A 19,924-nucleotide genomic window follows, 5' to 3' on the forward strand; every position below is an offset into this window, starting at 1 on the left:
CTGACGGAAGTCCGTGTTCGGGGCGCTTCACACTGGGGCCTTCGTCGTCCGCCACCACCCTCAACGGACGCCTCCGGCGCAGTCCTTCCTGCTTTGGCCCGGCCTCGGCCTCAGGTGTGCGCCGGTACCGCCTCGGACAGGTCCTCCGGCCACCGCCGGCCCGCACGCAGCGGGACGAGCTGGGACTGCAGCACCATGGTGGCGGCGCCGATGGCGGGTGCCGTCTCCGCCGACGAGGACATCCGCACCTCCACCCCGTGCGTCCCCCGGGCGAAGAACGCCTGGTCGAGCTCGCGGCGGATGGCGGGCAGGTACACCGGTCCCGCCGCCGACAGGCTCGTGCCCGTCAGCACGAGCAGGTCCAGGTCCATGACGTTGGCGAGTCCGCGCACGGCGACCGCGAGCCGCCGCGCCGACCGGTCCAGCAGGGCCCGGGCGGTGGGCTCGCCCCGCCGCGCCGCGCGCACCACGGCCGTGAACTCGGCGGCCACCGACGGCAGGGGCCCGTCGACCCCCCGCTCCAGGCCCGCCGCGCGCGCCAGATCCGCGTCGGCGCGGGCCTGCGCCACCACCGCGGCCGGTCCGGCGACCGCCTCGACGCAGCCCCGGGCCCCGCACCAGCAGGGCGGCCCGTCCACGTCGACGCACACGTGGCCGATCTCGCCCGCGTGGCCGCTGCTCCCGAGGTAGGGGACGCCGTCGACCAGCAGCCCCGCCCCCACGCCGGTGCCCATGTACACGGCCGCGAAGACCGACGATCCGCCGACCACGCCCGACCAGTACTCGCCGATCGCCGCCGCCGTGGCGTCGTTGCCGAGCACGACCGGCAGGCCGACCGCTTCGCGCAGCTCCGTGCCGATCGGGTAGTCCCCCCAGTAGCGCATGGCCGGCTCGGACGTGCGCGACCCGTGGGTGGCCGAGACCACGCCCACCCCGAGGACGCGGTCGCGGTCGATCCCCGCGCCCTCCACGAGCACGTCCACCTGGCGGGCGGTCCGCTCCACGACCACGGACGCGTCCTCGGTCCCGACACCGGCGCTGGTCATCCGGGAGACGACGGCGCCGGTGAGGTCGGTGAGCACGTGGGTGATGCCGACCGGGTCCAGGTGCACGCCCACCGCGTACCGGGCGTCCTGGGCGAGCCGCAGCAGCACCCGCGGCTTGCCACCGGTCGACTCGGCGCGCCCGGTCTCCACGACCAGGCCGTCACCGATGAGTCGGCGGACGACCGTCGAGATCGTGGCGCCGGTGAAGCCGGTGGCCCGCGCCAGACCGACCCGGCTGATGGTGCCCGCGGCGCGGATGACGTCGAGCACCGCCGCCCTGCTCGTCGTGTGGGGAGTGGCCCGTACCGTCCCGCCCAAGAGAACCTCCGCCGGTCGCGTTCCGTGGCGCCCGTGCGGGCGGGGACCCGGTCGCGCGGCGCGCGGGACCCGCCTCCCGACGGCGCGCCCCAGGGTACCGCCGGACCCGCCCCGCGTCCGAGACGGAACGCAGGCCTGTTGACTTACTTAGTTCACTAAAGTAAGAATCCTCCCAGTGGCCGGTGAGCGCAAGAGGCACCGGTCACCGAGCACGTACGCCCCCGCGTACGCACCCCCGTCACCCCACCTCACGACCTGGAGGACCGGATGCGGTTCCGTCAGACCCTGCACGACGGCTGGCGCATGTCCGCCATCGCCGGCCCAGTCCCGGAGAACGTCGCCGGACGCGACCTGCCGGCGGCCGTGCCGGGCAGCACCCACCTCGACCTCCTGGCGGCCGGACTCATCCCGGAGCCGTACCTGGACTCCGCCGAGACCGAGCTCGCGTGGATGCACCGCACCGACTGGCGCTACGAGCTGACCTTCGACGCGAGCGCGCCGGAGGAGGGGGAACGCGTCGACCTGGCCTTCGACGGGCTGGACACGGTGGCCACCGTCGAGCTCAACGGCCACGAGCTCGGCCGCACCGCGAACATGCACCGGTCCTACCGCTTCGACGTCCGTGCGGCGCTGCGCGAGGGCGCCAACGAACTCGTCGTCACCTTCCGCTCCGCGCTGGAGTTCGCCGAGCGGCAGCGCGAGGCCCTGGGCGCGCGCCCGCACACCAACGCCCACCCGTACAACATGATCCGCAAGATGGCGTGCTCCTTCGGGTGGGACTGGGGCCCCGACCTGCAGACCGCCGGGATCTGGAAGCCCGTCCGCCTGGAGCGCTGGACCACCGCCCGGCTGGCCCGGGTCCGCCCGCTGGTCACGGTCGCGCCCGACGGGAGCGGGCGCGTCGAGGTGCACGCCGACGTCGAGCGCGCGGACACCGGGGCCGACACCGGCCTGGTACTCACCGCGGAGGTGGCCGGGCGGCGCGTCGAGGCGGCCGTGCCCGCCGGTTCCGACACCGCGGTCGCCGTGGTCGAGGTCCCCGACGTCCGGCTGTGGTGGCCCGCGGGCCACGGCGAACAGCCCCTGTACGACCTGTCCTTCGCCCTCGCCGAGCCCGGCGCCGCCGAGCCGCTCGACTCCGGTTCCCGCCGCGTCGGGTTCCGCACCGTCACCGTGGACACGGAACCGGACGAGCACGGGACCCCGTTCACCATCGCGGTCAACGGCAAGCCGGTCTTCGTCAAGGGCGCCAACTGGATCCCCGACGACCACTTCCTCACCCGCGTCACCCGGGAGCGCGTGCAGCGCCGCGTGGACCAGGCGGTCGGGGCCAACATGAACCTGCTCCGCGTGTGGGGCGGCGGCGTCTTCGAGAGCGAGGACTTCTACGACGTCTGCGACGAGCGCGGCGTCCTCGTGTGGCAGGACTTCCTCCTGGCCTGCGCCGCCTACCCGGAGGAGGAGCCCCTCTGGAGCGAGTTCGAGGCCGAGGCCAGGGAGAACGTCGCGAGGCTGACCTCGCACGCCTCACTCGCGCTGTGGAACGGCGGGAACGAGAACCTCTGGGGCTTCATGGACTGGGGCTGGCAGGAGCCGCTGGACGGCCGCACCTGGGGCCACGGCTACTACACGGACCTGTTCCCCCGCATCGTGGCCGAACTCGACCCCACCCGCTTCTACGCCGACGGCAGCCCCTACAGCCCCGGGCACGACCTCGACGCGGTCCACCCCAACGACGACGACCACGGCACCAAGCACGAGTGGACCGTGTGGAACCAGACGGACTACCGGGCCTACCGCGACAACGTGCCCCGGTTCTGCTCGGAGTTCGGCTTCCAGGGCCCGCCCACGTGGACCACCCTGACCGACTGGGTGCACGACGAGCCGATGACCCCCGAGTCGCCCGCGTTCCTGCTGCACCAGAAGGCCGAGGACGGCAACGGCAAGCTGGACCGGGGGTTCTCCGCCCACCTGCCCACGCCCACCACGTTCGAGGACTGGCACTGGGCGACCCAGCTCAACCAGGCGCGCGCCATCGTGTTCGCGATCGAGCACTACCGGTCCTGGTGGCCGCGCACCGCGGGTGCGGTCGTCTGGCAGATCAACGACTGCTGGCCGGTCACCTCCTGGGCGGCGGTCGACGGCGACGAGCGCGCCAAGCCCCTGCTGTACGGGCTCCGGCACGCCTACGCGCCGCGCCTGCTGACGGTGCAGCCGCGCGAGGGCCGCGACGTCCTGGTGGCCGTCAACGACACCGACGAGCCGTGGGAGGGCGTGGTCGGGGCCGAGCGCCGGAGCTTCGCGGGCGCCGTGCTCGCCGAGGAGCGGATCGGGCTCTCCGTGGGGCCGCGCGCCACCGCCGAGCTCGACCTGCCCCGGGCGCTGTTCGCGGCCGGCGACACCAAGAAGGAGGTGCTGGTGGCCGCCTGTGGGGACGTCCGCGCCGTGCACCTGTTCCGTGAGGACACCGACCTCCACTACGACCCCGACGCCCTGACCGCCGAGGCGGTCGCGGTCCCCGGCGGCTACCGCGTGGACGTGCGCGCCACGTCCTTCGCGCGGGACGTCGCGGTCCTGGCCGACCGGGTGGCACCGGACGCCGAGGTGGACGACATGCTCGTCACGCTGCTCGCCGGGGAGAGCCGGTCCTTCACCGTGCGGACGGCGGCCGACATCGACCCGTCCGCCCTGACCGCGCCCCTGGTGCTGCGGTCGGCCAACACCCCGCACGCCGGGCGGGGACGCACCTGATGGGCGAGCCGGGACGCGGTCCCGCGGGCTCCGGACGGGTCGGGCTGGTCGTCGCCCGGCCCGTCCGGATGCTGGGCACCGAGCCGTACTTCATGGAGTTCGTGGCGGGCATCGAGGAACGGCTCGCGGGCCGTGGCGTGTCGGTGATCCTCCACCTGGTGGCCACGCCGGAGGAGGAGGCCGCGACCTACCGCCGCTGGGCGGACCGCCGCCTCGTGGACGCCGTGGTCGTGGTGAACCTGACCACCGGCGACGAGCGGCCGGGGTTCCTGCGGGACCTGGGGCTGCCGGCGGTGCTCGCGGGCACGTGGGAGGGCCCACCCGACCTGCCGGCCGTGCGCACCGACGACGCGGCCCCGGTGCGCACGGCCGTGGACCGGCTCGCGGAGCTGGGCCACCGGCACATCGCCCGGGTGACGGGCCCCGCCCGGCTGGCGCACACCGCCGCGCGCACCGCCGCCCTCGCCGAGGCGTGCCGCGAGGCGGGGCTCCCCGAACCGGCGGTGGCGGAGGGCGACTACTCGCACGAGTCGGGCGAGCGGCTGACGGCCGACCTGCTCCATGGCGCGCCGCGGCCGACGGCGATCCTGTACGACAACGACGCCATGGCGGTCGCCGGACTGGCCGCCGCCCGGAAGCTGCGCGTACCGGTGCCGGAGCGGCTGAGCCTGGTGGCCTGGGACGACTCCGTCCTGTGCCAGCTGGCCACACCCGCGCTCAGCGCCATGAGCGTGGACGTGTACCAGTACGGCTCCTCGGTCGCCCGCTCGGTCCTGGAACTCCTCGACGGCGTCCCGGTCGAACCGCGGTGGTCCCCGGCCGCCCGCTTCGTCCCCCGCGGCAGTACGGCGCCGGCCCCGGCCTGAGGCCCGGTTTCGTATCCTCGGAACCGTGCCCTTCCAGCTGGCCGGCGAGGCCGGACACCCCGACCGCGCCAACGAGGACTTCGCGGCCGTGACCGCCGACGGCGTCGTCCTCCTGGACGGCGTCAGCGCTCCGCACGGCGTCGACACCGGCTGTGCGCACGGCGTGGCCTGGTACACGCGCCGCCTGGGCGGCCTCCTGGCCGCCGGGCTCGCGGGCGACCGGGGCCTCGGTGACGTGCTGGCCGAGGCGGTCACCGCCGCGTCCGCCCTGCACGGCCCCGGCTGCGACCTCGGGAACCAGGAGACGCCCTCGGCCACCGTCGTCCTGGTCCGCTTCGCCGGCGACCACCTGGACTACCTGGTGCTGTCGGACTCGGTGCTCCTGACCGAGCACGCCGACGGCACGGTCCACGCCATCGCGGACACCCGCCTGGACCACCTGAGGCGGAGGCTCGCCTCCGCTCCGCTGACGGCCGCCGCGGGCACCCCCGAACGCGCGGCCGAGCTCTCCGAGCGGGGCCGGGCGATCCGGTCCCACCGCAACGTGCCGGGCGGGTTCTGGACCGCCGGAGCCGACCCCCGCGCGGGCGCCGAGGCCCTGACGGGCAAGCTGTCGCTGGACGGGCTGGCCGGGTTCGCCGCGATGACCGACGGCGCCACCCGCGGAGTGGAGCTCTTCGGCTCCCAGACCTGGCGGGACTGCTACGCCCTCGCCGCCGGGGACGGCCCCGCCGCGCTCATCGACCACGTGCGCGCACTGGAGCGGGCCGACGCCGCACGGCGCGCGTTCACGCCCGGCAAACTCCACGACGACGCCACCGTCGTCACCTGGTCCCCCGCCTGAACGGACCCCGCACACGCGCGAGGCGCCGGCCGAACCCGCGCACGAAAAACCGCCCCCGGCTGGTGCCGGGGGCGGCTGGTGGCGGTGGAGGAGGGATTTGAACCCTCGAAGGGTTGGAGTATCCGGGGGCGGAACCCACCTGCGTCCGGAACCAGGAAACCGCCGCTGACCTGCTGCGAAACCCCCAGAGCTTCCCAGCGCTCCCGGCCCCTTCCTGGTGCCGTGTGCAATGAATGTGCACCGTCGTCGGCCCCCGCCATAGCAGGCCAGCCCCAGGTAACCTGGCCTCGTGCGCACTCCTGCGCCAAGCCCCCTCAGCCCCAGTCTTCGGCAACCATCGTGTTCGGTCCGGGATGCCCGATGGCGCCGGGGTCGGCCACCCCAGACAGTCCGAGTCGCGCCATCGTGTGCCCCGGGACCTGAGCACGTCATCAGCCGTTGGCACTCAAAGCGCCGCGCAGCGGGTATGGCCTGCGTCACCATGGCCCGAACGGCCATGTAGCGCACGGCTAACGGCCGTGCGCTCGGGACCGGGCGGCAGCCCGCAGCCCGAGCGGCGGCCGAGAGCCGTTGCGACGGCGCTTGCGCCGTCGCCTTGATCCCATACAGCCCAAATCGGCAACGTCGAGCTAATGGAGCACAGCTATTCTTTAAGTTCTTCGAGTTCACCTGGAACCTCAAACAGATTCTTGAGAACTTGCACGGTGAACCGAAGCGCGCGCTCCACCTCCTCTTCACCCAATCGTTCATCGGTGGCATGCGCTCCCATGTTTCCAATTTTTCGGATGTGCTGCAGAACCTCTCCGAAGTCGCGCGTCACGAGCCCTTTATCGATGAGCTTCTCGATGCTCTGAACGAGATTCCTTTCGGAAACGTCATGGTGGCTCGCTGCAGCTTCGAGGGTTCTGCGCAGCTGAACTGCCGCGCCATCCGGCACTCCGGCACCCATGATCCGCAGTGCATCAGAAAAATAGTCTTCGACGTCTTGCGGGAGGTGCTTAATTTGATGACGACTCCTGTTGGACTCTGGAATTTCTTGAATCTCAACAACTTCAACCGCGTGGCTGAACGTTCCAGGAGAAGCTTGGTTTGGCTGAATTATTCGTAGCTCAATGCACGTTACCCCGGCACAGTTTGGGCAAGAATAGACTGCCCAACTCCGCTTCTTACTTGCCCCCTGAACTTGCTTCTGTGACCAGACCTGATTCATTCCAACTAGCTGTGCGCCACACCAGTTGCAGTCCCGAAAAGCTACTTGTGCGAAGTTTGTCATAGTTTTTACCTTTTGTCAGTACTACCGAACAGGACAGGCGGCGACCTGGAGCTTCAGGGTGCCATCCTGCAAGAGAAATTCTGCCGGGTGTTATCGAAGAGAAACAGATGAAACCCCCCCGAAGGCACCTGAGGCGCACACAAGGGTTATTTGGGCGTTATGTCCTGTATTCGAGTAGGCGGTTTTGATCCTCCTCCAGCAATGCACGGAACGATGGTGCACCGGTTGAGGCGCATCGCGTCTGCGGCTGAAGTGGCCCGCATCTGCCAGAGCAAGTTCACGGTCGCTGCGAGGTGCGGTAGACCTTCGGTATGGCTGACCGACTGCTGAGGGAACTGGGTCACTCGCTGCGTGCGGCGCGCAAGCGTGAGCGCCGTTCGGGTGCTGCACTGGCGTCGCGTGCGGGTGTCTCGCAGCCGACAGTGTCACGGGTGGAGAACGGGCAACGGGTCGCCAGCGTGCAAGCGGTTGAACGGTTGATCGCAGCCCTGTCGTTCTCGCCGGAGGAGGCCGAGCGACTGACGTCCATGGCGCGGGACGCCTACGCGCTCACTTCGTCGGAGAAGCGGGTGGATGCCGGGGTCTCGCTCGTCCCTGGTGTTGGGCGCAAGCTCCTCACGTCGGCGTCGGTGGTGCACGGCTTCCAAGACGCGATGGTGCCCGCGCTACTCCGGGTTCCCGAGTACGCGACGGCTGCCGGTGGCGGAGCGGGCTCGTCTGCGGACTGGGGCAAGGTCCCAGTGGACGACGGCAAGACCTTCCGGTTCGTGGTAACCGAGTCGGCGCTACGCACCTGGCCCGGCTCCGGCGCATTCATGCCGGCACAGCTCGCGCACCTGCTCGACCTCGCCCAACGGCCCGACGTGACCCTCGGTGTCATCCCCTGGGGTGTGGGCCTGCCGGTGATGCCCCCGCACGGGTTCACCGTGTGCGATGAGGCCGGGGTCCTGGTGGAGACCTTTACCGCCGAGATGACCCTCAACGGACCCGACCACGTCACCCCCTACCGCGAAGCCTTCGCAGCGCTCGAAGCCGTGGCCGTGACCGGGGACGACTTCCGGGCGGTGGTCGATGGCGTGAGTGCTGACCTCGCCAAGATTATTCAGTGAATACATTGAATAGATGAGCCACAGTGCCGTAGCCTGCCGTCACGAGACAGGTGTATAGCCCTCTAGACGGCGGTGGTGTAAGTGCGCAACTGGGCACGGATGTTCCCTGGTCATGTCGATGAGATCGCCCGAGTACGCGCCTTCGTGCGCACCCTCCTCGAAGACCACCCCGCCGTCCATGACGCCGAGCTGATCGTGAGCGAACTCGCGACCAACGCCATCCAGCACTCACGCAGCAAGAGCAACGGCGGCCTCTTCGTCGTCCGCGTCCACGACCACGGCGACCGGGTCCGCATCGCGGTCACCGACTACGGCAGTGACGAGCCCTGGCCCCGCGCCGTCCCCACGAACGCGCCCCCGATGGCCGAGCACGGGCGCGGCCTGGTCCTGGTCGACCACATCGCCAAGGAATGGGGCAGCCACCCCGAACCGGTCGGTACCTGCGTGTGGGCCGACATCGCCACCCCCTGCGAGCTGTGACCGGACCGCGCATGCCGCGCCGCCGCAAACGCTTCCGCGTCATCGACGCCGAAACCGGCCTCGACGTTTCGCCTGGCCTGTCTAGGGTCCTAGACTCGGTGCGAGTGACCGAGGGAGCATCCATGCCGGGCCAGTTCGAACGCATAGCGGAGATCGAAGACCCCTTCGAGCTGCTGCGCGCTGCCACCGAACGCCTGGCTGAAGCCCAGCAAGAGGTCACCGAACTCTCACGCCTGCGCCGGCGCCTGATCCAGGATCTGCACGCCCAAGGCATGTCCTATGCCCAGATCGCGGAGAAGGCCGGACTCAGCCGCGGGCGCATCCACCAGATCCGCCACACCGGCCCCGCCCCCGAAGCGGCCTTCCTCGGTGTGGGCACGGTGACCATCGCGACCCCGCTGCGCCACGATCAAGTCAAGGACCGCCCCGTGCTGTCCCTGGACGACATGGCCACCGGCCAAGCCCTCGAACAACTCGTGCGCTCCTTCGACATGCAGGCCGCCTCCGACCACGTCACCGTGGACGGCCGCATCGACCTCAACCGCCCCAACCTCGTCGTGGTCTGCGGACCGGCCATGTCCGAAGCGATGCGCACCGCCTATGACACCGACCCCGTCATCCGGTGGGAGCATCCCGAACCCGGGCTGTGGCTGCTCACCGACACCCGTACCGGTGAGAGCTACCGGTCCGGCCAGGAGATGGACCCGCAGCAGCCCATGGACATCGCCTACCTCGGCCGCCTGCCGCGCCCGGACGGCAAAGGCACCTTCCTGGCCATCGGCGGTATCCACCCCCAGGGCTCGCGCGGTGTCGCACACCTGCTCAACGGCGAGATCGCCTCACTGTGGGGCCAGGTCGGTTCCGAACGCTTCTCGGCTCTGGTGCGCACGGTCTACGATCCCGACACCACCGAACCCCAGCGCTGCGAGCTGATCACGCCCGTGTACCGCCACGACCAGGACTAAGCCCGTGCCCTTCCTTCTGGCCACCGCCCCCGGGAACCCCGACCGCGACAACGAGGACTTCGCGGCCGTCACCACCAACGGGGCCGTGCTGCTGGATGGGGCCAGTGCTCCACGGGGCATTGATATCGGCTGTACGCACGGGGTCGCCTGGTTCACCCGCCGTCTGGGCGGGCTCCTGCTGGCCGGACTCGCGGGCGACCAACCCCTGAAAGACGTGCTCGCCGGGGCGATCACCACCGTGTCCTCACTCCACGGCCACGGTTGCGATCTGACCAATCAGGAGACGCCCTCGGCGACCGTCGTCCTGGTCCGCTTCGACGGGGACCGCGTGGAGTACCTGGTGTTGTCGGACTCGGTGCTCCTGGCAGAGGACACCAACGGCACGGTCAACGACATCACCGACACCCGCCTTGACGACCTGAAGTGGAAACTCGCCGCCGCACCCTTCACCACCCCTGAGGGCACCCCCGAACGCCAGGCCGAACTCCATGAACGGGGTCACGCCATTCGGGCCTACCGGAACGTGCCGGGCGGATTCTGGACCGCCGGCGCTGACCCTCGCGCGGCGGACGAAGCCCTGACCGGCTCCCTACCGCTGGACGAGCTGGCCGGGTTCGCCGCGATGACGGACGGAGCCACGCGAGGTGTGGAGGTCTTCGACTCCCAGACCTGGCGTGATTGCTACGCCCTCGCCGTTAAGGACGGCCCCGCCGCGCTCATCGACTATGTGCGCGCACTGGAACAGGATGACGCTGACCAGCGTGAATACACGCGCGGCAAGCTCCATGACGACGCCACCGTTGTCACATGGGTTCCTGCCTGATTAGCCCCCTAGACAATCGCCTCGCTGTGCTGTTACCTTCGTGCCTAGACCCCTAGACAACTGTCTTCGGTGGCGTCGCCACTGAGTGTCTAGGGGGGTCGACAGAGCTGAGAAGAGGCTGATTGATGGCTATTCAGGGTGCGTTGCCGGTCGCGTTCGGGACGGTGTTCCCGCACGGTGCCTTTGCCCTTGGGGTGGAGGCGATCACCGATTTCGAGACCAAGCGTCCGCAGATGGACAAGGAATCGGGGTTGCCGCTGTGGGCGGTGGACGTGATCGACGCCGACCCCGAAGCGCGGGGCAAGGCCAAGTCGGTGAAGGTCAAGGTGGCTGCCGAGGTGTGCCCGACCCTGCCCGACGAGGTCCCCGGGCTGCCGTTCCGGCCGATCGAGTTCGAGGCGATGGCGGTCATGCCCTACGTGGACGACAACGGCCGCCGTCCCCGGGTGGCGTACTCGCTGCGGGCCCGTGGCGTGAAGGCACCTGGTGGTGCTGCTGGTGGTCGTCGCGGCCCGGCCAAGGAAGCGGCCTGACCGCCTCCTGACATGTAAGCGGGGCGGCCTGGTGTTGGCGCACCTAGCCGCCCCTGAAACCCCTCCCGTTACCTGCGAAAGCTTCGTGAAGAGGTGTCTTCAGTATGTCCGATTACCCCACTGACCTGTCCAGGCTGACGGGTCCGCAGTTGGTCCGGCTGTTCCTGGACGCGGTCGACTCCCGGCCCGCCAAGGATGCCGAGCGTGCCGAGTTCTTCGACTTCAAGGCCCGGGTGTTCGCCACGCTCGCGGACCGGGACGACAACCCGGACGCGGTCAAGGCCGCTGCCCGTGCCCGCGCTGACCGTGACCGGATCCTGGCGCGGATCGAAGACGCGATGGGCGGTGACCGGTGATGGCGAAGATCGGTGCTGCTCAGACTCCTCCGACGCTGCCGACTCCCGCGCAGGGGGTGCGGTGGACGACCCCGATCGTGGAGACGCCGGGGATCGTGGTCCTGGGCTCCTGGATCTGGAGGCTGGTCCGGTTCCTGGTCACCCTCCCGTTCCGGTTCCCGGTCCTGGTCGCCACTGTGACTGTGTCGTTCGCGGCCTGGTGGTGGCTGGGCTGGCCCGGCCTGGCCGGACTGTGGGCGACGGCTTCGGTCGCCTCCCTGGTGTGGTGGCGGACCTCGCCCGACTCCTACCGAACCTGGGTCACGCTTCGCCTGCTGGCGTGGTGGAGGCACGTGTTCGTCTATCGGCGGCACTGGCAACCGGTGCTGGTGATCTCGGGGTTGGCCGAGTCCTACCAGGAACGCCGCTACCTGCCCCGCATCCGTCGCGTCACCTGCTCTGAGTGGGCTGACCGAGTCCGGGTCGCCCTGGTGGCCGGCACGTCTCCGGCGGACTTCGAGACGCGGGTGGCCGAGCTGGCACACGGGTTCGGTGCCCCTTCGTGCCGTGTGGAAGTGGAGGGGCCGCGCAAGATCACTCTGGAGTTCCCCCGGCGCGACACCCTCGCCGAACCCCTCCCCGCCCTGGACCTGCCCGACCGGGTCGACCTCGCGGCGCTGCCCGTGGGGGCGTGTGAAGACGGTTCCGCATGGCGGCTACGCCTGCACGGCACTCACGTCCTGGTCGCCGGGGTGACCGGCTCCGGGAAGGGTTCGGTGATCTGGTCCGCTGTGCGGGCGATGCTTCCGGCCATCGACTCCGGGACGGCGCAGGTGTGGGCGATCGACCCTAAACGCATGGAGCTGTCCTACGGACGGACCCTGTTCGCCCAGTACGCGGACACCGGTGAAGCCGCCGTGGCGGTGCTGGAAACGGCGGTGGAGCGAATGCAGGACCGGGCCGAGCGGTATGCGGGCAAGCAGCGCTCTCACACCCCCACGGTCGATGACCCGTTCGTCCTGGTGGTCCTGGACGAGGTGGCGTTCCTGACCGCCTACCACCCGGACCGGGACATCCGGAAGCGCTCTGAGAACGCCATCGCCACGCTCACATCGCAGGGGCGTTCGGTCGGCTTCGCCGTCCTGGCCGCACTCCAGGATCCGCGCAAAGAGGTGATGAATCTTCGGAACCTGTTCCCGGACAAAGTCGCACTTCGCCTCGATGAGGCGTCCCAGGTCGACATGATCCTCGGCGAGGGTTCCCGCGACCGGGGCGCGAACGCCCACCTGATCGACCCCACCTTGCCGGGGGTGGGCTATGTGCGGATGGAGGGCTCACCGGCTCCGGTGCGCGTGCGGGCGGCCTACGTCTCCGATGACGACATCACCACCATGACCGACGCCTACGGTCCGGACTCTCCCCCAGGGGGTGCGGAGTGGTGAGGATCGCGCAGTCTCCAGTACTTCTTGACCTCGTCGTACAACCCCCAAGCGGACCCCAACACGCCCAAGGACGCCATCCAGGAGAAACGACCCTCGGTAATCCAGAGGAACACCAAGAACGGTATGCCTACAGCGAGCATGAACCCACAGAAGATGATCATCCCGATGTTCTCCTTCTTGGCGTTCATTCGCTGGGGATCTCTCACTCTGTGGTTGTGGGGGTGGGGTAGTGCCGACGCCTACCGGTAAGTCGACACGGGCCGAACGGCTCGCGCAACCTCTGGCCCGTGAGGTCGCCGAACAGGTCGCCGCCGACCACGGCGTGTGCATCCGGCCGGTCTCCCTTCGACGCACCGACATCACCACCGGTGCCACCGAGGTCATCGACGTCCCGTGCGGATCCACGCTGGAATCGCGATGCCCGGCCTGTGCGAAGCGCAAGAGGTCGCTTCGACGGACTCAGTGCGAAGAGGGCTGGCACCTCGAAGCGGAACCCGTCGTGGAGCCGGGTCCGCCGTCCGAGGAACAGCGCGGCTGGGTGGAACAGCGTGCCATGGTGACCGCCGAACGGGACCTGCTCGCCTCCACGGGGGCGGCATCGGCTGAGGACCTGGCACGGCTGGATGCGGTGATCGCTGACCTGGATGAGGAGATCACCGCTTCGGGGCTGCGGGGCTCGGTCACCCGTTCGGCCGACTCCCCATCGTCGTCGGGGTCGCGTCGGGTGCGTTCCACCAAGCGCCGGCAGGACGTGCCCGATCTTCCCAAGCGACCCATGACCAGGAAGACGGTCGGTCGGGCCTTCACCGATCCTGCCTCGGGCAAGGTGTTCCGGCCCTCCCTGTTCATCACGCTCACGCTGGACTCCTACGGGCGGGTGCGCTCGGACGGCACTCCGGTGGACTTCTCGGCCTACGACTACCGGCGGGCGGCTCGGGACGCGCTGCACTTCTCCAAGCTCGTGGACCGGTTCGTGCAGAACCTTCGACGGGTCGCGGGCTTCGATGTGCAGTACTTCGCGGCCGTGGAACCGCAACGGCGTCTGGCCCCGCATCTGCACATGGCCACGCGGGGGACGATTCCTCGTGCCGAGCTGCGGCAGATCGCGGCGGCGACGTATCACCAGGTGTGGTGGCCCAACGCTGATCGTGTGGTCTTCGAGGGTGACCGGCTTCCCGAGTGGGATGAGGTGACAGGTGTCTTTGTCGACCCGTCGACAGGGGAAGTACTGCCGACCTGGGATGAGGCGTTGGATGAACTCGACGCCGATCCCGACGCGGAGCCTCATCACGTGGTCCGGTTCGGCCGTCAGGTGGACGCCAAAGGTGTGGTCGCGGGTTCGGCTGACGCTGACCGGTGTGTGCGCTACCTCGCCAAGTACCTGACGAAGGACCTCGCCGAGTGCCACGCCGCCGAGACGGTTCGCCAGGAACAGCATGTAGACCGCCTCCTGGACGCGCTCAGATTCGAGCCGTGTTCGCCCCGGTGCTCGAACTGGCTCCGCTACGGCATCCAACCCGAGAACGCGAAACCAGGGATGCGCCCGGGATTCTGCCGGTCGAAGGCGCATCGGCGCGAACATCTCGGCTATGCGGGCCGCCGCGTCCTGGTCTCCCGGAAGTGGTCGGGCAAGACCCTGGCCGATCACAAGGCGGACCGACTGGCCTGGGTCCTGGACGCCCTGGGCATCGACCCCACCGACGACGGCCAAGGCGACGAGGACAACCCCCATCCCCCACTGCTGTCCGTCGCCTCCGGCTCCTTCGCCTGGGAGCTGGCCCGACCCACCGACCCCGACGTCGCTCCCCGAGAACGGCGCCTCCTCCGCGCGGTCGGTGAGTCCCTCAAGCGCCGCGCCCAACTCGACGCGGCTCGCGGTCTCGAACATTCGGCAACTCAGGAAGGCAGTGCGGCATGAGTGCAGCGACGGTGGCCGTGGGAGTTCCAGAACCTCGCCAGGATCATCGGCTCTGGTCCGTGAAGGACACCGCATCCTTCCTCGGCATCCCGCCCAAGACGCTCTATGAGTGGCGCTACAAGGGCGACGGACCTCCCTCCTACCGGGTCGGCCGGTACGTCCGCTACGTGCCCGCAGAAGTCCACGCGTGGGTCCGATCCCAGTAACCCCAACCCCCGAGAGGAACTCTCCATGGCTCGCGCGTGGGTCTACGACCGCACCAAAGAGGCGTCCTACAACGAGGCGGTGAAGAGGGCCAAGGAAGCCAAGCGCACTCCTCCCGCACGCTGGATGGTCCGCTACTACGACCCTTCCGGTCGGATCAAGAGCGGTGGCACGTTCAAGAAGAAGCCGGACGCGGAGAAGAAGCAGACCGAGATCGAGAACAGCCTGCACGAAGGCTCCTACCGCAACCCCAACGACGGGAAGGCCACCTTCAGCGAACAGGCCGAGAAGTGGCTGACCACCCGCACGGACATCAAGCGGTCCACGTGGTGGAAGTACCGAGGTCTCCTCGACCTCTACCTCCTCCCCCGCTGGGGAGACGTCCCGCTCTCGGCAATCCACACCGAGGACATCGCCGTGTGGATCGCGCAGATGCAGAAGCCGCGGGAGGAGGGCGGAAGCAATCTCGGGGCCTCCCAGACCCGGCACGTGCACAGCGTCCTGTCCATGGTCCTGGGCTGGTGCGTCCCTCGCCGCATCCCCTTCAACCCGGCCAAGGGCGTGCCGCTGCCCAAGCCCAGCGAAGCCGAACACGTCTACCTCGACCACGTCCAGGTGGAGGCGCTGGCCAACGCCGCCGCGTCCCTGCGGACGGACTACGACCAGGTGGCGGCCGGCGCTCACATCAACCGGCCGCTCATCCTCCTCCTCGCCTACACCGGCCTTCGCTTCAACGAGGCCGCTGCCCTCCGGGTCGGCAGGGTCGACCTGGCCGGACGCCGGATCCGGATCACGACCGCCTTCGCCGAAGTCGAGGGCAAGCTGGTCGAGCAGACTCCGAAGACGGGCAAGAGCCGGACCGTGCCCATTCCGCCGTCGCTGGTGGCGGAACTCCGGCCGCTGGTCTCCGATCGCTCTGATGACGCGCTGGTCTTCGCCACGAAACGCGGGGCTCCACTTCGACTGCGCAACTGGCGGCGCCGGGAGTTCGACAGGGCCTTGAAGGATGCCGGCCTCGACGGCAAGGGGCTGACCCCGCACAAGCTCCGCCACACGGCGGCGTCCCTGGCGATCGCGGCCGGCGCGGACGTCAAGGTGGTGCAGGCGATGCTCGGACACGCCACCGCGACCATGACCCTGGACCGGTACGGGCACCTGTTCCCCGACCGCCTGGACGAGGTCGCCGAGGCCATGGACGCCGCTCGGATCCTGGCGCTCGCTCCCGCCGCGTGATCCCGGTTCCGGCGCTCTCGGATCGCGCCGACCCCGGACACGCGAAAGGCCGGTTGCTCCTCGCCGTGTGCACCATATGTGCACCGGCTCGGACCAACCGGCCTTCGCTACCTCTACCGGCCACACGTTCACCTGCGCGAACGTTGGCCTCGTGCGGTGGAGGAGGGATTTGAACCCTCGAAGGGTTGCCCCTTACCCGCTTTCGAGGCGGGCGCCATCGGCCACTAGGCGACTCCACCGAGAGGAACTCTACCGGATCCTGCGCCTCTCGAAAAATCGAGTCAGGAGATCCGCGCACCGGGCGGTGACGTCCTCGCTGACCAGGTCCGGTGGAACGACTTCCGGACGGTGGTTGAGACGGGGGTCGCGGACCACGTCCCACAGGGATCCGACGGCTCCGGCCTTGGCGTCGCGCGCCCCGAAGACCAGCCGGTCCACCCGGGACAGGACGATCGCGCCGGCGCACATCGTGCACGGCTCCAGCGTCACGGCCAGCGTGCAGCCGCTCAGCCGCCACTCACCGCGTGCGCGGGCCGCGGCCCGCAGGGCGAGCACCTCGGCGTGCGCGGTGGGGTCACCGGTGGCCTCACGCTCGTTGCGGCCCGTCCCCAGGACGGTTCCGTCCGCGTCGAGCACCACGGCGCCCACGGGGACGTCCCCGGTCCGCTCCGCGAGCTCGCCCTCCGCGATCGCCCTGCGCAGGGCCGCGTCCACGGCGTCCCGGTCCGGCACCGGGTCACAGCCTCATGTCGTCGAGGAGCTCGGCGAATCCGGCGCGTTCGGCGACGACCGCCAGGACGTCGCTGGGCAGCACCCCGCCGCCGACCGACAGCGAGCGCAGCTCGTCCTCGGTGATCCCCAGGTCGGTGAGCAGCCGTCCGTCGCCGTCCGGCGCCGGGTTGGGGCGCGCTCCCGCGCTCTCCGCCGGCTGGGGGGCGCCGAGGCCGCCCGCCTCGGAGAGCACAGCCGCGAGCGCGTGGTCGTGCACCACACGGGCGTCGGACAGGTAGACGCGGGGTTCACCGTCCTCCTCGGCCCGGACGAGGGCGAACCACTCGTCGTCGGCCTCGATGAGAAGGAGGGAGAGGTCACCGCCCCGCTCGACGGCGAAGTCGACCATGAGGTCCGTGACGTCGTCGATGACGTCCACGTCCCCGAGGTCGACCTCGGTTCCCCGCCACGTCTTCCCGTTGGGGGCGAAGACAGCTGCGAAGATCGACACCGCGCGCGCTCCTGTTCTCCGGGGTGCTGGTCCTGGTACCCCTTACCCCATCCCGTCGAGGACACGCTGGAAGGACTGGGCGAATCCCAACCGTTCGGACACGCTGGCCAGGACCTCGTCCGGGTACAGGTCCAGGTCGCCCGCCAGGGCGCCCAGCTCCATCTCGTCCAGTCCGAGGTCGGCCACGATCGACAGGTCGCCGGCGGGCAGGACCTGGTCGAGGTCGTCGTCATCCGGCTGGTCGATGTCCAGGTAGTCCAGGACGTCCCGCGCCACCTGCCAGTCGACGGAGGCGGTCACGTCCGAGAGGAAGAGGGAGACCTCCTCGCCGTAGACCCTGGCGATGATGAAGAAGTCGTCGCCGACCGAGACCAGTCCGAGGGACCCGCTGATGCTGGGCTGCTGCCGCAGCGCGTGGACCAGTCCCTTGAGGTCGCGCGTGAGCGACACGGGGAGGAGGTCGACGTCCCAGTACTCCTCTTCCCGGTACGCGATCGCCGCGAAGTCGCCCGAGTCGTCGTCACCATGATCGAGAACAGTCATCGTCACCCCAACCCGGCCGGTGCAATAGGTGCGGGCGAGGTCCCGCCGATCGCCCGTGCGTGTGTCATGGTAACGATCACTTCCGCCTCGCCGTCGCCCTTGTCTCCTGCGTCAGTCCGCCCACGTTCTCATGAGAACCGACGCGCCGCCTCCCTGCGGGCCGTTCCGGGGAATCGGTGCCCGCCGCGCGCCGTCCGGGCCGTGGCCCGCGGTCGGCCTTCTCTTCCCCTGTGGGACGCGAGTGAACCCTGGTACGGGGGTCGCTCACGGTTAGACTCGGGCCGACCCCTTTTCCCCACCACCGTCCTGTTGTCCCAGCTCACCCGGAGAACGTCTTGGAAACCCTGGTCGTCGACCACCCCTTGGTCGCGCACAAGCTGACCACCCTGCGCGACGTGGGAACGGACTCGCCCACCTTCCGGCGGCTCACCGACGAGTTGGTGACCCTCCTCGCCTACGAGGCGACACGGGACGTTCGAGTGACCGACGTCACCATCCGAACCCCGCTCGTGGAGACCACCGGAACGCAGCTCACGCGTCCGACCCCGCTCGTCGTCCCGATCCTGCGGGCGGGCCTGGGCATGCTCGACGGCATGACCCGCCTGCTGCCCACCGCCGAGGTCGGCTTCCTGGGCATGGCCCGCGACGAGGAGACCCTGCAGCCCGCCACCTACGCCGACCGACTGCCGCAGGACCTGTCCGGCCGCCAGTGCTACGTACTCGACCCGATGCTGGCGACCGGCGGCACGCTGGCCGCGGCGCTCAAGCTCCTGGTGGACCGGGGCGCCGACCACATCACCGCCCTGTGCCTTCTGGCCGCGCCGGAAGGGCTGGAAGCGGTCGAGCGGAAGCTGGCCGAAACGCTGAGGCCCGACCACGGCGCGACCCTGCGCGTGGTGACCGCCGCCGTGGACGAGCGCCTGAACGAGCACGGCTTCATCCTCCCGGGCCTGGGCGACGCCGGCGACCGCCTCTATGGCTGCGCCTGACGGCTCCCCCCGCACGCCGACAGCGCCCGACCGGTCTCCGGTCGGGCGCTTTTTCGGTTCTTTTCGGGTGTGGATGAATGAACGTCCGTAAATCGGGCATTGATCCCTCGCCGAGCGCGTCGACCCAGGTGGCAGCCGGAGGTCGGGCAACCTGCGACACGGCATTGCATTAGCCGAATTCATTTCGAGATTGGAACGTAACCGATTACAGTGATCATGGTTCCTGACCACCCGTAACCGGGTCGACCCACCAGGCCGAAACCACCCCACACCGGCACAGCCGCTGACGGCCGAGTGCTTCCGTTCTCGGACGCTCCTCCGCCGACCCCCCAGTGGCTACACAAAGCCCCCGAACGCCTACGCTGCGCCATCAGCCGTCCCCAGGCCCTCAAGGAGTGAGATGCCCGAGAACCGCCACCCCGCGACCAAGACAGCCCCCGACACGCACTTCAGTCCGGTCGTGAGTCGTCTTTCCTCCGAGTTCTCCGGCGTCCACCACTCCTCGACCGTCACCCGTTGCGTCGACGCGGCACGGCACGGGGCGCAGGACGTCACGGGCCGGGCGACGCCCGACCTCGTGGAGCGCATCGCGCGCCAGCACCTCCAGGTGCTCGCGATGGCGTTCGCCGAGCAGCACTAGGACCGGATCACTTCGGCGCGCTGACCTGCGAGAGCCCGCGGCGAATTCCGGACCACGCTTCACTGTGTTACCAACCCCACCGGAACCGGACACTCCCCGCAAGCGTCGAACCGACGACATACCGCCACGCCGAGGGTGGCCCCCAGGCTTTACGGGCATCATCGTCAATGCGAGAATCACTGCTGGGTTGGTGGGTCAGGTGGATTCCAAGGGGAGTCAGTCGTGGCGAAGTTGAAGAAATGGGGCGGTTACGCGCTCATCGGTTTCGTGGCGTTCTATCTGCTCACGCAACCGGAAAGCGCCGCCGGGGTGATCCAGAGCGCCCTGGGCGGGCTGATGGGCGGCGCGGAGTCGATGTCCCGCTTCGTTAACGCGCTGCTGCCGTAAGGG

At 69.6% G+C, this 19,924-nt stretch carries 21 protein-coding genes and 1 tRNA gene; 16 read left to right on the plus strand and 6 right to left on the minus strand.

Annotated elements, in window-relative coordinates:
* Nucleotides 1-110: 110 nt before the first annotated feature.
* Nucleotides 111-1,316, minus strand: coding sequence for an ROK family transcriptional regulator (locus tag HNR10_RS15200; RefSeq protein WP_312889277.1), 1,206 nt, complete (start codon nt 1,314-1,316; stop codon nt 111-113).
* 315 nt (nt 1,317-1,631) lie between these two features.
* On the opposite strand from HNR10_RS15200, the gene HNR10_RS15205 reads away from it, so the two are divergent.
* The 3 genes from HNR10_RS15205 to HNR10_RS15215 are packed head-to-tail and all read left to right on the plus strand — an operon-like array spanning nt 1,632 to nt 5,825.
* On the plus strand, nt 1,632-4,115 hold the full coding sequence (locus HNR10_RS15205) for a glycoside hydrolase family 2 protein (RefSeq protein ID WP_179824175.1): 2,484 nt from the start codon (nt 1,632-1,634) through the stop codon (nt 4,113-4,115).
* Nucleotides 4,115-4,981 carry a LacI family DNA-binding transcriptional regulator gene (locus HNR10_RS15210; RefSeq protein ID WP_179824177.1) on the plus strand — a complete coding sequence of 289 codons (867 nt, stop codon included), beginning with the start codon at nt 4,115-4,117 and terminating at the stop codon, nt 4,979-4,981. Before HNR10_RS15205 ends, HNR10_RS15210 begins: the two co-directional genes overlap by 1 nt.
* A gap of 25 nt (nt 4,982-5,006) precedes the next feature.
* Nucleotides 5,007-5,825, plus strand: coding sequence for a protein phosphatase 2C domain-containing protein (locus HNR10_RS15215; protein WP_179824178.1), 819 nt, complete (start codon nt 5,007-5,009; stop codon nt 5,823-5,825).
* Nucleotides 5,826-6,468: 643 nt separating this feature from the next.
* On the opposite strand, the gene HNR10_RS15220 is transcribed toward HNR10_RS15215, so the two are convergent.
* Entirely contained in the window at nt 6,469-7,098 is a 630-nt protein-coding gene (locus HNR10_RS15220; protein ID WP_179824181.1) for a DUF4145 domain-containing protein, read from the minus strand.
* A gap of 311 nt (nt 7,099-7,409) precedes the next feature.
* Here HNR10_RS15220 and HNR10_RS15225 point away from each other — a divergent pair, with 311 nt between their 5' ends.
* From HNR10_RS15225 to HNR10_RS15270, 10 genes are all read left to right on the plus strand, one after another.
* A complete protein-coding gene (locus HNR10_RS15225; protein ID WP_179824183.1) occupies nt 7,410-8,207 on the plus strand; it encodes a Scr1 family TA system antitoxin-like transcriptional regulator in 798 nt (265 codons plus the stop codon).
* Nucleotides 8,208-8,288: 81 nt separating this feature from the next.
* Nucleotides 8,289-8,687 carry an ATP-binding protein gene (locus tag HNR10_RS15230; protein ID WP_312889278.1) on the plus strand — a complete coding sequence of 133 codons (399 nt, stop codon included), beginning with the start codon at nt 8,289-8,291 and terminating at the stop codon, nt 8,685-8,687.
* A 122-nt stretch (nt 8,688-8,809) separates the two neighbouring features.
* The gene (locus HNR10_RS15235) at nt 8,810-9,652 is read left to right on the plus strand and encodes a sigma-70 family RNA polymerase sigma factor (RefSeq protein WP_179824185.1); all 843 of its coding nucleotides are present in this window, start codon (nt 8,810-8,812) and stop codon (nt 9,650-9,652) included.
* A 4-nt stretch (nt 9,653-9,656) separates the two neighbouring features.
* Nucleotides 9,657-10,475 carry a protein phosphatase 2C domain-containing protein gene (locus tag HNR10_RS15240; protein ID WP_179824187.1) on the plus strand — a complete coding sequence of 273 codons (819 nt, stop codon included), beginning with the start codon at nt 9,657-9,659 and terminating at the stop codon, nt 10,473-10,475.
* A 125-nt stretch (nt 10,476-10,600) separates the two neighbouring features.
* Complete coding sequence (locus HNR10_RS15245; RefSeq protein ID WP_179824189.1) at nt 10,601-11,008, plus strand: plasmid replication, integration and excision activator; 408 nt, start codon at nt 10,601-10,603, stop codon at nt 11,006-11,008.
* 104 nt (nt 11,009-11,112) lie between these two features.
* Nucleotides 11,113-11,364 (plus strand): hypothetical protein, encoded by a 252-nt coding sequence (locus HNR10_RS15250; protein WP_179824191.1) that lies wholly within the window; start codon nt 11,113-11,115, stop codon nt 11,362-11,364.
* Nucleotides 11,364-12,785: an FtsK/SpoIIIE domain-containing protein gene (locus tag HNR10_RS15255; protein ID WP_179824193.1), complete on the plus strand. Its 1,422-nt coding sequence runs from the start codon at nt 11,364-11,366 to the stop codon at nt 12,783-12,785. Before HNR10_RS15250 ends, HNR10_RS15255 begins: the two co-directional genes overlap by 1 nt.
* Before the next feature lie 229 nt (nt 12,786-13,014).
* The gene (locus tag HNR10_RS15260) at nt 13,015-14,703 is read left to right on the plus strand and encodes a replication initiator (RefSeq protein ID WP_179824195.1); all 1,689 of its coding nucleotides are present in this window, start codon (nt 13,015-13,017) and stop codon (nt 14,701-14,703) included.
* 59 nt (nt 14,704-14,762) lie between these two features.
* Nucleotides 14,763-14,909 (plus strand): helix-turn-helix transcriptional regulator, encoded by a 147-nt coding sequence (locus HNR10_RS15265; protein WP_449409960.1) that lies wholly within the window; start codon nt 14,763-14,765, stop codon nt 14,907-14,909.
* Between the two features lie 25 nt (nt 14,910-14,934).
* On the plus strand, nt 14,935-16,140 hold the full coding sequence (locus HNR10_RS15270; protein ID WP_179824199.1) for a tyrosine-type recombinase/integrase: 1,206 nt from the start codon (nt 14,935-14,937) through the stop codon (nt 16,138-16,140).
* Nucleotides 16,141-16,294: 154 nt separating this feature from the next.
* On the opposite strand, the gene HNR10_RS15275 is transcribed toward HNR10_RS15270, so the two are convergent.
* From HNR10_RS15275 to HNR10_RS15290, 4 genes are all read right to left on the minus strand, one after another.
* Nucleotides 16,295-16,379: transfer RNA gene (locus HNR10_RS15275), tRNA-Ser, on the minus strand.
* 10 nt (nt 16,380-16,389) lie between these two features.
* Nucleotides 16,390-16,872 (minus strand): nucleoside deaminase, encoded by a 483-nt coding sequence (locus HNR10_RS15280; RefSeq protein ID WP_179824201.1) that lies wholly within the window; start codon nt 16,870-16,872, stop codon nt 16,390-16,392.
* Between the two features lie 4 nt (nt 16,873-16,876).
* Nucleotides 16,877-17,362, minus strand: coding sequence for a tRNA adenosine deaminase-associated protein (locus tag HNR10_RS15285; protein WP_179824203.1), 486 nt, complete (start codon nt 17,360-17,362; stop codon nt 16,877-16,879).
* Nucleotides 17,363-17,404: 42 nt separating this feature from the next.
* Nucleotides 17,405-17,905 carry a tRNA adenosine deaminase-associated protein gene (locus HNR10_RS15290; protein ID WP_121188184.1) on the minus strand — a complete coding sequence of 167 codons (501 nt, stop codon included), beginning with the start codon at nt 17,903-17,905 and terminating at the stop codon, nt 17,405-17,407.
* A gap of 335 nt (nt 17,906-18,240) precedes the next feature.
* On the opposite strand from HNR10_RS15290, the gene upp reads away from it, so the two are divergent.
* From upp to HNR10_RS15305, 3 genes are all read left to right on the plus strand, one after another.
* The gene (upp, locus tag HNR10_RS15295; protein ID WP_179824205.1) at nt 18,241-18,894 is read left to right on the plus strand and encodes a uracil phosphoribosyltransferase; all 654 of its coding nucleotides are present in this window, start codon (nt 18,241-18,243) and stop codon (nt 18,892-18,894) included.
* A gap of 400 nt (nt 18,895-19,294) precedes the next feature.
* Nucleotides 19,295-19,534 carry a three-helix bundle dimerization domain-containing protein gene (locus HNR10_RS15300; protein WP_179824207.1) on the plus strand — a complete coding sequence of 80 codons (240 nt, stop codon included), beginning with the start codon at nt 19,295-19,297 and terminating at the stop codon, nt 19,532-19,534.
* Nucleotides 19,535-19,756: 222 nt separating this feature from the next.
* Entirely contained in the window at nt 19,757-19,921 is a 165-nt protein-coding gene (locus HNR10_RS15305; protein ID WP_170293704.1) for a hypothetical protein, read from the plus strand.
* Nucleotides 19,922-19,924 lie beyond the last annotated feature (3 nt).

It is taken from the genome of Nocardiopsis aegyptia (assembly GCF_013410755.1).
Lineage (GTDB): Bacteria > Actinomycetota > Actinomycetes > Streptosporangiales > Streptosporangiaceae > Nocardiopsis > Nocardiopsis aegyptia.

Excerpts from the sequence above, each read along its gene's own strand:
- HNR10_RS15220 (WP_179824181.1), bottom strand. The coding sequence starts at position 7,098 with ATGACAAACTTCGCACAAGTAGCTTTTCGGGACTGCAACTGGTGTGGC.
- HNR10_RS15225 (WP_179824183.1), top strand. The coding sequence starts at position 7,410 with ATGGCTGACCGACTGCTGAGGGAACTGGGTCACTCGCTGCGTGCGGCG.
- HNR10_RS15245 (WP_179824189.1), top strand. The coding sequence starts at position 10,601 with ATGGCTATTCAGGGTGCGTTGCCGGTCGCGTTCGGGACGGTGTTCCCG.
- HNR10_RS15235 (WP_179824185.1), top strand. The coding sequence starts at position 8,810 with ATGCCGGGCCAGTTCGAACGCATAGCGGAGATCGAAGACCCCTTCGAG.
- HNR10_RS15205 (WP_179824175.1), top strand. The coding sequence starts at position 1,632 with ATGCGGTTCCGTCAGACCCTGCACGACGGCTGGCGCATGTCCGCCATC.
- HNR10_RS15255 (WP_179824193.1), top strand. The coding sequence starts at position 11,364 with ATGGCGAAGATCGGTGCTGCTCAGACTCCTCCGACGCTGCCGACTCCC.
- HNR10_RS15270 (WP_179824199.1), top strand. The coding sequence starts at position 14,935 with ATGGCTCGCGCGTGGGTCTACGACCGCACCAAAGAGGCGTCCTACAAC.
- HNR10_RS15250 (WP_179824191.1), top strand. The coding sequence starts at position 11,113 with ATGTCCGATTACCCCACTGACCTGTCCAGGCTGACGGGTCCGCAGTTG.
- HNR10_RS15210 (WP_179824177.1), top strand. The coding sequence starts at position 4,115 with ATGGGCGAGCCGGGACGCGGTCCCGCGGGCTCCGGACGGGTCGGGCTG.
- HNR10_RS15300 (WP_179824207.1), top strand. The coding sequence starts at position 19,295 with ATGCCCGAGAACCGCCACCCCGCGACCAAGACAGCCCCCGACACGCAC.
- HNR10_RS15290 (WP_121188184.1), bottom strand. The coding sequence starts at position 17,905 with ATGACTGTTCTCGATCATGGTGACGACGACTCGGGCGACTTCGCGGCG.